We start from the raw sequence: 14,526 nt of genomic DNA, 5'->3' as shown, positions 1-14,526 counted from the left end.
GTTTCCGCACCGTCGGCGCATTTGTGCTGCTAGTTTCGGTTTTGTGCGATTTAGCGTGCTAGGGCCGCTCGACGTCTCCGGTTGCGAGGTTGTCGGCCCGCGCAAGCGCAAGATCCTCGCCACGCTGCTGCTCAACGCCGGCCGCGTGGTGAGCGTCGACCAGCTCACCGCCGCCGTGTGGGATGCCGACCCGCCCGCGACCGCCGCCCGGCAGATCCGCAACACGACCACGTCGTTGCGCCGTGATCTGGTCGCGGCGGGTGCTTCGGACGGGGTGATCGCTGCCGCCGAACCCGGTTTCGTGCTCGACCTGACGGGGTGCTGGTTCGACCTGGCGGAGTTCGATCGGCTGGTGTCCGCCGACGTCGGTGCGGCGCTGGCGTTGTGGCGCGGTCCGGCGTTGGACGGGCTGGGCAGTGCGGCGCTGGTCCCCGCCGCCCAGGCGTTGGACGAGCGACGGCTCTCGGCTCTGGAGCAACGGATCGGCGAGGACCTCGACCTCGGTCTCGACGTGCTGGAAGAGGTGCGCGCGCTCGTTTCGTCGCACCCGTACCGCGAGCCTCTCGTCGCACTGCTGATGCGGTCCTACTACCTGGCCGGGCGTCAGGCCGACGCTCTGGCCGCCTTTCAGACTTTGCGCGACCTGCTGGACGCCGAGCTGGGTGTCGTTCCCTCGCCGGCCGTTCGGTCGCTCCACGAACAGATCCTGCGCCACGACCTGGACCCCGGGGTTTCCGGACCGCGCCAGCTACCTCCCGCAGTGGTCCTTTGTGGACGGACGGCACTGGTCGCCGAGGTGGTCTCCTCACTGCCGGTGGTGGTGCTGACCGGGCAGGGCGGTGTCGGGAAGTCCGCGCTGGCCGTGCGGGTGGCGCACGATCTGGCGGCCAGGTACCCAGGTGGTCAGCTGTACGCCAAGCTCCAGGGGACGTCCGCTTTCGAGGTGCTCGGCCGGTTCCTACGCGCGCTGGGCGTGCCACCGGCGGAGGTGCCCGCGTCCGAGGACGAACGGGCTGCCGAATACCGCTCCCTGCTGGCGTCGCGGCGGGTGCTGGTCGTGCTGGACGACGCCGTGGACGAGCGCCAGGTCCGGCCGCTTCTTCCGGGCTATCCGGGTTCGGCGTTGCTGGTGACGTCGCGCCGTTCCCTGGCCGCACTGCGCGAGGCTCGGCACATCGTCGTTCCGCTGCTCTCCCTGGACGACGCGACGGCGATGCTGGGTGCGTCGGACGAGCCGGCCAGGTCGCTCGCGGTGCTCTGCGGACGGCTGCCGCTGGCGTTGAGCGTGATGGCGGCCCGGCTCACCCGCCCGGACATGACGCCGGCCCGGTTGCTGACACGGCTCGCGGGGCAACGCGCCCTGCTCGACGAGCTGGCGGTCGGTGATCTCGACGTGCGCGGCAGCATCGCGCTGAGCTACCGCGCCCTGTCCCCCGCCGCCGCGGTGGCGTTCCGCCGGCTCGGGTTGCTGGGCGGCGTGACCATGCCGGCGTGGGTGCTGGCCGCGTTCGCCGACCAGCCGTGGGAGGCGGGCGAGCGCCTGCTGGACGACCTGCTGTCGTGCCACCTCGCCGAGCCCGCGGGGGTCGACGAGGCCGGTCAGACCCGGTTCTTCCTGCACGACCTGGTGCACGAGTTCGCCTCCGAGCTCGTGGTTCAGGAGCCGGTGGCCGAGCAGCGCGGTGCCGTGACGCGGCTGGTCCACGGACTGCTGGCGCTGGCCGCCACCGCCGATGACCGCCTCGGCCACGGCGCCGTGCTCTCCCACGCCCTCGTCGCGGGCGACGCACCGCCGGCCCTGGAGGTGGCGAGCGCCCGTCCGTTCGACTGGTTCGAGGCGGAACGCGAGGTCCTGGTCTCGACGATCCGGCGCGCGGCCTCCCTCTCACTGGCCGACGAGGCCTCCGAACTGGCCGTGCGCGCCCGCGCGTTCTTCTCGGTGCGCCAGTACTTCACCGAGGGCGAGGCCGTCACCCGAGCCGTGATCGACTGCCTGCCCGGCCCCGACCCGCGCAAACTCGTGAACATCCGCGCGCTGTTCGCCCTGTACACCCAGCAGGACCGCAACCTGGAACTCCCCGCCCTCGCCGCCGAGGTGCAGGCCATCGCGGCCCAGGTGGGCAACCCGCTCGACATCGCCGAGGCGCGCTGGCAGGTGGCCGCGACCGCCGCCCGGTTCGGTCAGTTGCACGAGGCGGTCGCTTCGTTTCGGGAGTGTGCGGCGGAGTTCGCTTCGTGCGGGACTCCCGTGCACGACGCGCTGACGCGGTGGGGCCTCGGGATCGCTTTGGCTGATCTGGGGTCTCCCGAGGCTTCGGTGGTGTTGAAGACGTTCCTGGGCGACCCGCCGTCGCGGCTCACGTCGATGGGATTGAAGGAGTACGCGGAGCTGCTGATCGACGCCGGCCGGCCCGAGGAGGCGCTGGAGACGCTGGCGGTGGCTCGCTCGGCGATCTTGGAGATGGACGACCGGCCCGGGCTCGCGCACCTCGACTTGGCGCACGGCTACGCGGACTTCGTTGCCGGGCGGGCTGACCTGGCGGTTTCGCGGCTTCGTGCCGGGCTGGCCGTGTTGCGCGAGCACCGGGATCCGCAGGGCACGGCCGCGGCGTTGCGCCGGCTCGGGGATGTGACCGGGGAGCGCGCGCTGTGGGAGGAGGCGGCGGGGATCTTCCGGCGGATCTCGCTGCCGTTGGAGCTGATGCGGACGCTGGTGCGGCTGGGCGACCCCGAGGGTGAGCGGCTGCTCGCGGAACTGGGGCTGCCCCGGGCGTGCTTGCGCAGGGGTACCCCCGAGCCGCCAAGGCCCGGACAAAGTCGTTTCTGCTGGTAGGCGTCTGCAAGTACTACCAACTCTTGATCAAATCGCCGCCAACTACACCCAACATGTTCGCCAGTTGCCGAACATGGCTGAGCCGGGCGCTGGGATCGACGAGGCCAGTTGGTAGTAGCAAAGTGCTTGTTGATGTTGGGTTGGTGGTACTTGCACACGCCATCGCCAGCCAGGCGGATGGCCTGACGGGACTTTGCCGGGGCCCTGCCCCGAGCCGGGAACCCCTGCATCTCAACGTACTCAGAGGGTCTGCCAAAGTCGGCCGAAGCCGATCAGCACCGGTCAGAGGCGTCGCAGGCCCGCCAGCACCCTCTCCAGCAGCGCGCTGTCCGGCCGAGCGTCATCGCCGTAGGACGACGCGGTGCGGTGCACGTCGATCAACCCGTGCGAGGCCATGTCGCCCAGCAGCACCTTGGTGACGCCCAACGGCAACCCGCGCAGGGCGGCGATCTCCGCCACCGACCGCGGCGAGTGGCACAACGCCAGCACGTCGTGGTGTTCCGGGCGCACGGCGGTGGCCGAGCGCTCGTTCACCGACACCAGGGTCTCGATCTCCAGGTGCACGTCGGACGTGGTGCGGCCGCCGGTCCACGCGTAGGCGCGCACGATCGAGGACGACGTCTCGAAGGACGACGGCTCGATCGACGGCAGCGGCGGGACCGGCGGTTCGAACGGCAGCGTGGCGTACGGGTCCGGCTGCTCCGGCACGGGTTCCGGGGCGCGCTGGGCCTTCTTCTTGCCGCGCTTGCGGATCCGCTCGCTGTCGAAGCTGAAACCGCTGATCAGATCGCCGAAGTTGACCTGTTCGTCGGACTGTCCGTTCATGCCAGCTCGGCCCGCAGTTCCGGCGTGAGCAGCTGGCCCACCTGGCGCACGACCACCGTCATCTCGTACGCCACCTGCGCGACGTCGGAGGTGGCCGACGCCAGCACCGCGAGGACCGAGCCGTCGCTGATCGACGACAGCAGCATCACGCCCTTGTCCATCTGCACGACCGTGCGGACGACCGACTCGCCGGCGAAGCACTGGGAGGCGGACTCGGCGAGGGAGACCACACCGGCCACGATCGCCGCGAACTGCGGGGCGACGTGCCCCGGCAGCTTCGAGGACGAGATCAACACCAAGCCGTCGGCCGAGATCACCACGGCGTGCTCGATGCCGGGTGTGCGTTCGGCGAAGTTGGTGACCAGCCAGCCGAACTGGTCCACCTGCGTGCTCATCGACTCTCCTGGTGGTCGGGAAGGCCTCGCTGCACACCACGCTGGAAGGCGTTGAGGAATCCTCGGGCAGATTCCGGCGTCTGACGCGCGGGTGCGGGGGGAGGCGGCGGGCCGGCCGCGGGCGTCTGGAACCACGACGCCTGCTGCTGCTCGATCGCTTCCCCGCGGAAACTCTCCCAGGACTCTTCTCGTCGTGGGGCCAGTTCCGCCGGAACCAACACGATCGCGCGAGTTCCCTTGCCCTGTTGAGCATCGAGGCGTACCACGATCTGGTGGCGTGCGGCGAGCCTGCCCACGACGAAAAGTCCCATTTCGCGGAACACCTGGACGTCCATGCCCTCGCCAGCGGCCTCGAGCCGGTGGTTTGCGGCCGCCAGCGCCTCGGGGTCGATGCCGATGCCGTGGTCCACCACGTCGATCTGCACGATGTCGCCGGCCTCGATCGACGCGCTGATCGAGACCTGGGTGTGCGGCGGCGAGAAAGCCGTTGCGTTGTCAAGAAGTTCGGCCAGCAGCCGAACCAGGTCGCTTGCCACATAACCGACAACTTCGGCATTGGGCGCCGTGTGCACCATCACCCGTTGGTACTGCTCGATCTCCGCGGCCGCCGCGCGCAGCACGTCGGTCAGCGGGATCGGGCGGGTGAACCGCCGCGCCACGTCACCGCCGGACAGCACCATCAGGTTCTCGTTGTTGCGGCGCATGCGGGTGGCGAGGTGGTCGAGCTTGAAGAGGTTCGCGAGCTGGTCCGGGTCCTCCTCGTACTTCTCCAGCTCCTCCATCAGCTTGAGCTGGCGTTCGACGAGGCTCTGGCTGCGCCGCGAGAGGTTCACGAAGATGTTGCGCATGTTCGCGCGCATGCTGGCCTGCTCGATGACCGACTGGACGGCCTGCTGGTGCACCGCGTCGAACGCGCGCGCCACTTGGCCGAACTCCTCCGTCGTGTCCACCGGCACCGGGTCGATCTCCGTGCTGCCGCGTCCGGTTGCCACCATTTCGGGAAGTTTGTGCCACGCCACTTCGAGTGCCGAGCGGCGCAACGCGTTGAGCGAGCGCAGCAGGTAGCGGCCGACGACGAACCCGATGGTGCCGGCCAGGATCAGGCTGGCGAACAGGATCGCGGACGCCGTACCGGCCGCGTCACTGGTCTCGTCGCGCAGGCGGTTCGCGGTGTCGCGCAGATCGTTCTGCAGACCGTCCACCACGCCGCCGAGCGAGGTCGCGACCGCGCCGGAGGCCTTGCTCCAGTCCGAGGCCGCGATCGGCAACGGCTTGGGCCTGGCCGCGTTGTTGTTGCTGTTGTTGCCGTTGCTGTTGCCGTTGTTGGTACTCGTGCTGGGTGCGTCCGAGGTCGGATGCAGCAGCGCGGTCGCCAGCATCTTGCGGTGGGCCTCGATGTCCGGGCCGTTGAAGTCCACGCCATAGGCCTTCAACTGCTCCGGGGTCGCCAGCGAGGCGAACTCGCCGGCGATGTAGCCGAGCTTCACGTTCGACTCGACCAGCGACCGCACCTCGGCGGTCAGCAACTGGCCGCGGGTGAGCCCGGACAGCACGACCGCCTGCTGGTACAGGACCTCTTCCTGCACGTGCACGACGTGGTGCAGGCCCATCGCCGTGCGGAAGAGCGCGGCGTCGCCGAACTCGCTGGCGAGCACCTCGTCCATGTCGAGCAACGAGTCGGTGAGCTCGGTGTAGGTGTTGATCGCGGTCGGGACGTCGCCGGCCTGCTCGCGCAACGCGGTCAGGCCGCCGATCTTGCCCTGGACCTCGTTCATCTGGGCGATCACGACGTCGCTCAACGAGGTCTTGGCGATCTGCTCGCGCAACGCGGCGCGGGCGTCGTCGGTGCGCCGCACCTGTTCGGACAGGATCTGCGGGCCGACGCCCTCCGCGATGATCCGCCGTTCCGCCTGCACCCCCTCGATCACGGGGATGAGGGCCGCGCGGACCTTGACCAGCCGCTGGAGCGCCGCGTACGACTCGGCGCGTTCCATGTGCGACTGGATCTGCAGCACGCCGGCGCCCACCGCGATGGCGACCGGAACGATCAACACCGCGGCGAGCTTCACCGGCAGGCGCCAGTTGCGCCAGTTGACGAGCGCGTTGAACATCAGACGAAGAGCTTGGCCGCGTTCAGGAAGAGCCGGTACAGGCCGTAGGCGAGCGGAAGACCCACCCACAGCCACGCTCCGATGAGCAACAAGCGCTGGGAGTTCACTTCTGCACCACGCCTTCCGCCTCTTCCTTCTCAGCCGACTCCGCGACGTCCGCGGCTTCCGCCGCCTCGGCCTCGTTCCACTTGGCGACCGTCGCCTCGTCGTCCGACTTCGGCCCGGGCTTCTCGGCCTCGGCGACGACGTCTTCCGCCTTCGCGGCCTTCGGCTCGGACTTCTCCGCCTCGGGCTCGGCGACGACGTCCTCCGCCTTCGCGGCCTTCGGCTCGGACTTCTCCACCTCAGCCTCGGCCGCGGCCTCGGGCTCGTCGACGACCTCTGCCTCCGCCTCTGCCGTCGGCTCGTGGAACTTCGGGTTGACCGGGCGGATCAACTCGTTCGCGACGAAACCGACGACCAGCAGCGAGATCATGATGTAGAACGACGTCGCGTACAAGTCAGGACCGACGTGCCCGGCCTTCTTGCCCGCGTCCGCGATGGCGTTGACGATCAGCGGCCCGAGCACGCCGGCCACCGACCACGCGGTCAGCAGGCGACCGTGGATCGCGCCGACCTGGTAGGTGCCGAACAGGTCGCGCAGGTACGCCGGGACGGTCGCGAAGCCCGCGCCGTAGAACGACAGGATCACCATCGCCGCGACCACGAACAGCGGCGTGCTGGTCGGGCCGAACGTCAGCAACACCAGGTAGAGCAGCGCGCCGACACCCAGGTAGAGGCGGTAGATGTTCTTGCGGCCGACGATGTCCGAAGTGGACGACCAGATGAACCGGCCGGCCATGTTGGCGGCGCTGAGCAGTGCCACGAAACCGGTGGCGGCCGTCGCGGCGACCGGCGTCGAGGACTCCTTGAAGAAGTCGACCAGCATCGGCGCGGCCTTCTCCAGGATGCCGATGCCCGCGGTGACGTTGAAGCAGAGCACGACCCAGAGCAGCCAGAACTGCGGCGTCTTGATGGCGTTGTTCGCCGAGACGTTGAAGCCGACGGTGGACTTCGGCTTGTCCTTGAGCAGCTCCGCCTTCTCCTGCGTGAACTCCTTGGAGGGCAGGCGGATCAACAGCACGCCGACGCTCATGAAGATCGCGTAGACGATGCCGTGCACCAGGAACGCCTTGCCGATGCCCGACGTCGAGGTGTTGCCGAACGCCGTCAGCATCGAGGTCGACCACGGCGAGGCGATCAACGCGCCGCCGCCGAAGCCCATGATCGCGATACCGGTCGCCATGCCCGGCCGGTCGGGGAACCACTTGATCAGCGTGGACACCGGCGAGATGTAGCCGATGCCGAGGCCGATGCCACCGATCAGGCCGTAGCCGAAGACCACGACCCAGTACTGACCCGCCCACACACCGGCGGCCGAGATCAGCAGGCCGGAGCAGAAGGCGATCAGCGACATGAGCATCGCCCAGCGCGGACCCCTGCGTTCGACGGTCGTACCGAGCACGGCCGCGGACAGCCCGAGCATCACGATGCCGAGCTGGAAGGGCAGTGCGGACTGCGTTCCCGTGATGCCGAGCGATTTCTCCAGCGGCGTCTTGAAGACACTCCAGGCGTATGCCTGGCCAATGGAGAGATGAATCGCCAGTGCTGCGGGCGGAACGAGCCAGCGGTTCCATCCGGGAGGCGCGACTTGGCGTTCGCGCGCTAAGAACCCCACTTTATCCCCAACCGTCACCAAAAACGCGGACCGGCCGATCCTAGGCCAGGTGTACACGTGCGACAACGGTCTGGACCTTGTCGTTCGCTGTTGCATACGGCGTTGCATCCGATGCAACCTCGAGCTCTCGCTGTGGTACAACCTGCACTGCGCACCATTTGAGACAAATGCAGTGTCCGGGTTTGGCCCGGTTTTGCCCGGTTCCGGCGACTCCGATGCGTTGACTGCACACGTGAGAGCGCTACAGTGGGCGCCGCACACGCGAGGGGCAGGGGTACATGACCAAGGCGATGTGGTCGCCTGGCGAAACGCAGCACGAGCATCGGGAAAGCCGGGGTTTCGCGTCGTTCGACGACCCCGAGGCTTTGTCGTACGTGGATTCGAACGGCAAACCGAACTTCGAGCTCATTCGGCAGACCGACGAATTCCGCACTCTGCGCAGGCGCCTCACGACGTTCGTCTTCCCGATGACGGCGCTTTTCCTCACCTCCTACTTGACCTTCGTGCTGCTGTCCGCGTATGCGAAAGACTTCGTCAGCACCAAGGTGATCGGCGTCATCAACCTCGGCATCCTGCTGGGACTGAGCCAGTTTGTGACTTCGATCATCATCACGCTCGGTTATGCCCGTTACGCAAAGCGACGGCTGGACCCGCAGCGCAAATTGCTCGCAGAGAAGACAGGCGTCGAGGAGTAAGGCATGCCCACCACCGGCAACCCGGTGCTGAACCTCAGCGTCTTCGCGGTGTTCGTCCTGATCACCCTCTACATCGTCTACCGCGCCAGCAGCCGCAACGTCACGGCGTCGGACTACTACGCCGCGGGCAGCTCGTTCACGGGTGCCCAGAACGGCGTGGCGCTGTCCGGTGACTTCCTGTCCGCCGCGTCGTTCCTCGGCATCTCCGGCGGTATCGCGGCGCACGGCTACGACGGCTTCCTGTACTCCGTCGGCTGGGTCGTCGCGTGGCTGGTCGGCCTGCTGCTGATCGCGGAGGGCCTGCGCAACACCGGCCGCTTCACCGTCGGCGACGTGCTGGCGTTCCGGATGCGGCAACGCCCGGTGCGCGCGGCGGCGGCCAACGCGACCCTGGTGATCTCGTTCTTCTACATGATCGCGCAGATGGCGGGCGCCGGCGGCCTGATCGCGTTGCTGCTCAACGTGCACTCGAAGTGGGGCCAGGCGCTGCTGATCGCGGTGGTCGGCATGGTGATGGTGCTCTACGTGCTGGTCGGCGGCATGAAGGGCACGACCTGGGTGCAGATCATCAAGGCCGTCCTGCTGCTGCTCTGCGTGACGCTGATGACGATCTTCCTGCTGGGCAAGTTCGGCTTCAGCCTGTCGGCGATCATGCAGCAGGCCACCGAGAACAACAAGCTCGGCGAGGCCGTCCTCGACCCCGGCGCCAAGTACGGCTTCAGCGCGATGTCCAAACTGGACTTCGTCTCGCTGGCCCTGTCCCTGGTGCTCGGCATCGCGTCCCTGCCGCACGTGCTGATGCGCTTCTACACCGTGCCGAACGCCTCGGAAGCCCGTCGTTCGGTCGTGTGGGCGACCTGGACGATGGTCATCTTCTACCTGTGCACGCTGGTGATCGGCTTCGGCGCGATGGCCCTGGTGGGCACCGACACGATCGCCGCGGCACCGGGTGGCGAGAACTCCGCCGCGCCGCTGCTGGCGTTCCGCATCGGTGGCGCCGTACTGCTCGGCATCGTGTCCGCGGTGGCGTTCGCGACGATCCTCGCCGTGGTCGCGGGCCTGACGCTGGCCGCGTCGGCCTCGTTCGCCCACGACGTCTACGCGAACGTGATCAAGCGCGGCAACGCGGAGCCGCGCAGGGAGATCCGGGTCGCCCGGTTGACGGCCATCGTCGTCGGCCTCCTGTCGATCATCGGCGGCATCGCGGCGAACGGCCAGAACGTGGCGTTCCTGGTGTCACTGGCGCTGGCGCTGGCCGCCTCGGCGAACCTGTCGACGATCCTCTACACGATCTTCTGGCGGCGCTTCAACACCATCGGCACGCTGTGGAGCATCTACGGCGGCCTCGGCTCGTGCCTCTTCCTGATCATCTTCTCGCCGGTGCTGTCCGGCGCGAAGACGTCGATCTTCCCGAACGTCGACTTCGCCTGGTTCCCGCTCGGCAACCCCGGCATCGTGTCTATCCCGTTCTCGTTCCTCTGCGGGTTCCTCGCGACGATCTTGTCGAAGCGGGAGCCGGAGATGGCGGGCAAGGCGGCGGAGATGGAAGTCCGGGCGATCTCGGGCATCGGCGCCAAGGCCTGAGCCGATCAGTCGGGGATGATCCCCGACTCGTGCGCGATGATCGCGGCCTGCACCCGGTTGCGGACGCCGAGCTGCCGGAAGATGGTGCTCACGTACACCTTCACGGTCCCCTCGACGACGTGCAGGCGAGCCGCGATCTCGGCGTTGGACAGGCCGGCGCCGACCAGTCCGAGCACCTCGCGCTCACGTGCGGTCAGGACCTCGATCCGTTGCGTGGCAAGCGGTCGGGGATGTGCCCGGGAGAGCTGGTCGACGACTCTCTTCGCCACCAGCGGAGACAGGAACGCGCCCCCGCCCGCGACCGCGCGGACGCCGGAGATGATCTCCTGCGGATCGCCCGTCTTCAGCACGAACCCGGCCGCGCCCTCCCCCAGCGCCCGGCTGATGTAGGCGTCGTCCGCGAACGTCGTCAGCACCAACGTGCTCGTGCCCGGATGGCATTCGCGGATCACCCTCGCCGCGTCCAGCCCGTCGAACACGGGCATGCGGATGTCGAGCACGGCGACGTCCGGCCGGTGCCGCGCGACCAGGTCGATCGCCTCGCTCCCGTTCTCCGCCTCCGCGACCACCTCGACGTCCCGCGCGGTCGCGAGCACCGCCTTCACGCCGAAGCGGACCACCGGCTCGTCGTCGGCGAGCACCACCCTGATCAACCGCTCCTCCTCGCGAGCCACTCCTTGGACACCAGCCGATCCTGCCGGAAGCAGAGCTGGTGCAGGTCATGGCGGTTGCTGTCGAACGGGTTGGGGTGCGTGCTGTAGTAGCGGCACTCGGTGCCGGGCGGCGCGGTGACGCCGAGCGGGTTGTCGACGCGGGTGCGCAGCGGCAGGTCCAGGTCGTCCTCGTCCTGCCCGATTTCCGCCCGTTCGAACTGCGTCGGGGTGAGAACGGACGTCGCCGCGTCGAACACCATGTACCCCGGCACACCGATCGCGATTCCCGCACACACGACAGATGTGATCAGCACAGTGCGTTTCGCGCTCTTGCGAATCTCTTCCTCGGTGCGTTCGCGACGCACGTGCGTGGGCATGGTTCTCGCCCGCGGGCGTTCCGGCAGCTTGGCCCTGACCTCGAACCCTCCGTCGTCCGAGGGTCCTGCCTCGAACCAGCCGCCGACGAGCGCGACGCGTTCGGCGAGGCCCACCAACCCTTTGCCACTGCCCACCGCCTGAGTCTTCGGCGCCGGCCCGTTGGTGATCCGGACTTCGAGGTTCGCGGACAGGCTCACGGTGACCTCGGCGCCGGGCGCGTGCTTGATCACGTTCGTGAGCGCCTCAGCGACCACCCGGTGGACCGTCTTCGCGATGATGCCGTCGATCGCCGTCTTGCGCCCGTTGGTGAGTTCGACGTGGAGTCCGCTCCTGGCAACGACTTCCTCGACCGTCGCGACGGGTTCGTCCTCGTCGGCTCTCAGCACCTGCATGACGTCGGCGAGCCGTTCCGCCGCGGCCGTGACGCTCGCACGCGCGGTCTTGGCTGCCTCACGTTGTTGCGCGGTAAGGGTCGGTTCCAGCTCCAGCGCACCCACGAGGAGGGCGGCGCGCGCCAGTTCGTGACCCACCAGGTCGTGCATCTCACCGGCGAGCCGGGCCCGTTCGGCGTTGCGAGCGTTGTCGGCATCCCGTTCCAGCAAGGAAGCGTGCTCCCAGCCGACGCCCTGGAGCTCCACGTACCGCCGCCGGAACCGTCCCACCACCCACGGCACCACCCCGAGCACACCGATGCCGGACGTGACGGCGAGCGCGGTGTCCGAGCCACCGCGCTCGGTCAGTGCCACGACCACACCGGCGATCTCGGCGATGGTCAGCGCGATGGCCGTCCCCCGCGGGTCCGCGGCGTGCCGGCCGGCGAGGAAGCTCGTGATGGCGAGTGCCGGAGCGAGTGCCAGCACACCTGTGGCGCTGTCGAACTCGACCCGGACGAGGTAGCAGACGAGCCACGCGCCGAGCACGAGGCCGAGCGCCGCCGCGGGCCGCCGGCGCACGACCACGAACGCGACGGCGAGCACGACCAGGTACAGCGCCACTTCCCAGACCGGGAGCCGGCCGGGCCGCGAGGTCGCCGCCGCGGCCACCACCAGCGTCGCCGCGCACACCCACAGGATCAGCCGCACCCACACGGCACCCATCATCCCAGCCGCTGCATCACCACGGTCGGAGCGTCGTCCTCGCTCCGCTCGTTCCTCTTCAGCAGCACCGCGATCCCCCACGACACCAACGCTCCGAGCGCCAGCCCGGCCAGCACGTCGTGTACATAGTGGACACCGACGATGACGCGCGACGAGGCCGCCGCGAGCGCGCAGACCGCCGCCACCCAGCCGTAGGTCCGGTGCAGCGCCCAGATCGCCATCGCGGACGCGCCCGCGATCACCGAGTGGTTGCTGGGGAACGACCAGTCGCCCGGCTCCGGGCACTTCGCGAGTGACGGCGCCGTGCGACAGGGCCGTTCTTCTTGTACCGCAAGCTTGATGACCTCACTGATCACGTAGGCCACGACCACGCCCGCTCCGGCGAGGAACGCCCTGAGCCGGTGCTTGAACCACAACAACAGGAACATCACCGCGAACACACCCAGCACCGCGTCGGTGCCGATCACCATCCAGGTCACCCAGCCGAACCTACGAAGATCTCGGCCGGCGCACCTCTGCCGATCGGAACCGATCGGACCTTACTTTCGACAAGGTCGGCGCGGCACGCGCTGCGGCGACGGGCGGAACGTGGCAGATTCACCCGGTGCTGATCCAGCGCGCGGCCATCGCTCTCGTCCAGGTCCTCGGCCTGGCCGTGTGGTTCTCGATGTCCGCGGTCGTGCCCTCGCTGCGGACCGAGTGGGGCATCAGCGCGGGCGCGGCGGTGTGGCTGACCGCGTCCGTGCAGCTCGGGTTCGTCACGGGCGCGGTCGGGGCCACGGTGCTCAACCTGGCCGATCGCGTCCGCCCGCACCTGCTGCTCGCCGTCTCGGCGGCGGCCGGTGCGGTGTGCACACTGATGCTCGGGCTGACCGTGCACGGGCTCGGTGCCGCGATCCCGCTGCGGTTCCTCACCGGGGTGGCGCTCGCCGGTGTCTACCCGGTGGGCATGAAGCTGATGGCGTCCTGGTCGGAGACCCGCAACCGGGGCCGGGCGCTGGGCGTGCTGATCGGGGCGCTGACGCTCGGCAGCGCACTCCCTCACGTGTTCGGACAGCTGCCGTGGCGCGAGGTGCTCGTGACGGCGGCCGCGATCGCGTTCCTCGGCGCGCTGACAGCGCTGGTGTTCGTCCGGCCGGGACCGTTCCTGACCGCGACGACCGCGCAGCTCAACCCGCGGTACGCCCTGCAGATGTTCCGCGAACGCAAGCCGCGACTGGTGAACCTCGGCTACTTCGGACACATGTGGGAGCTGTACGCGCTGTGGACATGGCTGCCGACGTTCCTGTTGAGCTCCAACGCCCCGGTCGGGCTCACCGTGTTCCTGACGATGGGCGTGGCGGGCTTCGCCGGCTGTCTCGCCGGTGGCTGGGCGGCGGACAGGTTCGGCCGCGCGCCCGCCGCCGTGGGCGCGCTGACGGTGAGCGGACTCTGCTGCCTGCTCTCGCCCCTGGCGTGGGGCACGCCGCTGCTGATCGCGTTCTGCGCGGTGTGGGGCGCGTCGGTGATCGCCGACTCCGGGGTGTTCTCCACGTCGCTGAGCGAGGTGGCCGACCCGCGCTACGTGGGGACGGCCCTCACCGCGCTGACCGCCATCGGGTTCGGGCTGACGGTGGTCAGCATCCAGCTCGTGCCGCTCCTCGCCGAGGTCGTGACCTGGCGTTACGCGTTCCTGCTGCTCGTGCCGGGCCCGGTGATCGGCGCGCTCGCCATGCTGAGGACCAGGTCGTAGTACCCCTCCGGGTTGTCCGCGCCGGACCGTCCGTCGATCAGCTCCCGCACGAGGTCGCAGTGCCCGGCGTGCCGCGCGGTCTCCGCCACGACGCGGACGAGCAGATGCCCGAACGTGGTCTGGCGCCGGTGTTCCGGCCACCACGCGACCGACGCGGGCGCGTCCAGCGGCAGCTCCGCGATCGACTCGTCCGAGTGTTGCCAGGCCCTGCGGTACAGACCGACGATGTACTCACGCGTCTCGGTCGGCTTGACCCACAGGTCGCCGTTCTCCCAGACCGAGCCGTCCTCGACCCACGGCAACGACACCGGCGTGGGACGCCCCGCGCTGTCACCGAGGTAGCCGAACTCGATGCCGGACAGGTGCTTCACCAGGCCGAGCAGGTTGGTGCCGCTGGGCACGATCGGGCGGCGCGCGTCGTACTCGCTCAGTCCGTCCAAAGTGGACAACACGGAGTCGCGTGACGCCCGCAGGTAGCGCTGGAGAACTTCGGTAATCATGCCGCG

Annotated in this window: 12 protein-coding genes and 1 pseudogene; 4 read left to right on the top strand and 9 right to left on the bottom strand. The window is 69.0% G+C overall.

The annotated features are described in order from the left end of the window. Positions 1-43: 43 nt before the first annotated feature. The gene (locus B0F77_RS02665) at positions 44-2,833 is read left to right on the top strand and encodes an AfsR/SARP family transcriptional regulator (RefSeq protein ID WP_086661138.1); all 2,790 of its coding nucleotides are present in this window, start codon (positions 44-46) and stop codon (positions 2,831-2,833) included. Positions 2,834-3,115: 282 nt separating this feature from the next. On the opposite strand, the gene B0F77_RS02660 is transcribed toward B0F77_RS02665, so the two are convergent. From B0F77_RS02660 to B0F77_RS02645, 5 genes and pseudogenes are all read right to left on the bottom strand, one after another. After that, positions 3,116-3,658, bottom strand: a complete 543-nt coding sequence (locus B0F77_RS02660) for a DUF742 domain-containing protein (protein ID WP_086661137.1) — start codon at positions 3,656-3,658, stop codon at positions 3,116-3,118. Beyond that, positions 3,655-4,053: a roadblock/LC7 domain-containing protein gene (locus B0F77_RS02655; protein ID WP_086661136.1), complete on the bottom strand. Its 399-nt coding sequence runs from the start codon at positions 4,051-4,053 to the stop codon at positions 3,655-3,657. Before B0F77_RS02655 ends, B0F77_RS02660 begins: the two co-directional genes overlap by 4 nt. Further along, the gene (locus B0F77_RS02650) at positions 4,050-6,164 is read right to left on the bottom strand and encodes a sensor histidine kinase (RefSeq protein WP_086661135.1); all 2,115 of its coding nucleotides are present in this window, start codon (positions 6,162-6,164) and stop codon (positions 4,050-4,052) included. The genes B0F77_RS02655 and B0F77_RS02650 overlap by 4 nt, the downstream gene beginning before the upstream one ends. Beyond that, positions 6,164-6,271, bottom strand: a complete 108-nt coding sequence (locus B0F77_RS50820; RefSeq protein WP_425435607.1) for an MFS transporter small subunit — start codon at positions 6,269-6,271, stop codon at positions 6,164-6,166. The genes B0F77_RS02650 and B0F77_RS50820 overlap by 1 nt, the downstream gene beginning before the upstream one ends. A gap of 278 nt (positions 6,272-6,549) precedes the next feature. Then, positions 6,550-7,881 (bottom strand): annotated as a pseudogene (locus tag B0F77_RS02645) (OFA family MFS transporter); the annotation flags it as partial. Positions 7,882-8,159: 278 nt separating this feature from the next. Here B0F77_RS02645 and B0F77_RS02640 point away from each other — a divergent pair. Continuing rightward, positions 8,160-8,576 (top strand): DUF485 domain-containing protein, encoded by a 417-nt coding sequence (locus B0F77_RS02640; protein ID WP_086661133.1) that lies wholly within the window; start codon positions 8,160-8,162, stop codon positions 8,574-8,576. A 3-nt stretch (positions 8,577-8,579) separates the two neighbouring features. Next, positions 8,580-10,160, top strand: a complete 1,581-nt coding sequence (locus B0F77_RS02635; protein WP_086661132.1) for a solute symporter family protein — start codon at positions 8,580-8,582, stop codon at positions 10,158-10,160. A 5-nt stretch (positions 10,161-10,165) separates the two neighbouring features. Here B0F77_RS02635 and B0F77_RS02630 read toward each other — a convergent pair whose 3' ends face one another. The 3 genes from B0F77_RS02630 to B0F77_RS02620 are packed head-to-tail and all read right to left on the bottom strand — an operon-like array spanning position 10,166 to position 12,758. Continuing rightward, positions 10,166-10,813: a response regulator gene (locus B0F77_RS02630; RefSeq protein ID WP_086661265.1), complete on the bottom strand. Its 648-nt coding sequence runs from the start codon at positions 10,811-10,813 to the stop codon at positions 10,166-10,168. Next, positions 10,810-12,279: a sensor histidine kinase gene (locus tag B0F77_RS02625; RefSeq protein WP_143466534.1), complete on the bottom strand. Its 1,470-nt coding sequence runs from the start codon at positions 12,277-12,279 to the stop codon at positions 10,810-10,812. Before B0F77_RS02625 ends, B0F77_RS02630 begins: the two co-directional genes overlap by 4 nt. Positions 12,280-12,287: 8 nt before the next feature. Continuing rightward, positions 12,288-12,758, bottom strand: coding sequence for a phosphatase PAP2 family protein (locus tag B0F77_RS02620; RefSeq protein ID WP_245847799.1), 471 nt, complete (start codon positions 12,756-12,758; stop codon positions 12,288-12,290). Between the two features lie 134 nt (positions 12,759-12,892). Between B0F77_RS02620 and B0F77_RS02615 the strand changes: the two genes are divergently transcribed. Further along, entirely contained in the window at positions 12,893-14,020 is a 1,128-nt protein-coding gene (locus B0F77_RS02615; RefSeq protein WP_245847785.1) for an MFS transporter, read from the top strand. Here the strand turns inward: B0F77_RS02615 and B0F77_RS02610 are convergent. Next, on the bottom strand, positions 13,951-14,520 hold the full coding sequence (locus tag B0F77_RS02610; RefSeq protein ID WP_086661128.1) for a DinB family protein: 570 nt from the start codon (positions 14,518-14,520) through the stop codon (positions 13,951-13,953). The two genes, B0F77_RS02615 and B0F77_RS02610, sit on opposite strands and share 70 nt — an antisense overlap. Positions 14,521-14,526: the final 6 nt, after the last annotated feature.

The sequence above is a fragment of the Lentzea kentuckyensis genome, assembly GCF_002150765.1.
Taxonomy (GTDB): Bacteria; Actinomycetota; Actinomycetes; order Mycobacteriales; family Pseudonocardiaceae; genus Lentzea; species Lentzea kentuckyensis.
Note: the sequence above shows the minus strand (reverse complement) of the source record. Positions and strands in the feature narration are given on the sequence as shown.

Excerpts from the sequence above, each read along its gene's own strand:
- B0F77_RS02660 (WP_086661137.1), bottom strand. The coding sequence starts at position 3,658 with ATGAACGGACAGTCCGACGAACAGGTCAACTTCGGCGATCTGATCAGC.
- B0F77_RS02655 (WP_086661136.1), bottom strand. The coding sequence starts at position 4,053 with ATGAGCACGCAGGTGGACCAGTTCGGCTGGCTGGTCACCAACTTCGCC.
- B0F77_RS02650 (WP_086661135.1), bottom strand. The coding sequence starts at position 6,164 with ATGTTCAACGCGCTCGTCAACTGGCGCAACTGGCGCCTGCCGGTGAAG.
- B0F77_RS02640 (WP_086661133.1), top strand. The coding sequence starts at position 8,160 with ATGACCAAGGCGATGTGGTCGCCTGGCGAAACGCAGCACGAGCATCGG.
- B0F77_RS02635 (WP_086661132.1), top strand. The coding sequence starts at position 8,580 with ATGCCCACCACCGGCAACCCGGTGCTGAACCTCAGCGTCTTCGCGGTG.
- B0F77_RS02620 (WP_245847799.1), bottom strand. The coding sequence starts at position 12,758 with ATGGTGATCGGCACCGACGCGGTGCTGGGTGTGTTCGCGGTGATGTTC.
- B0F77_RS02610 (WP_086661128.1), bottom strand. The coding sequence starts at position 14,520 with ATGATTACCGAAGTTCTCCAGCGCTACCTGCGGGCGTCACGCGACTCC.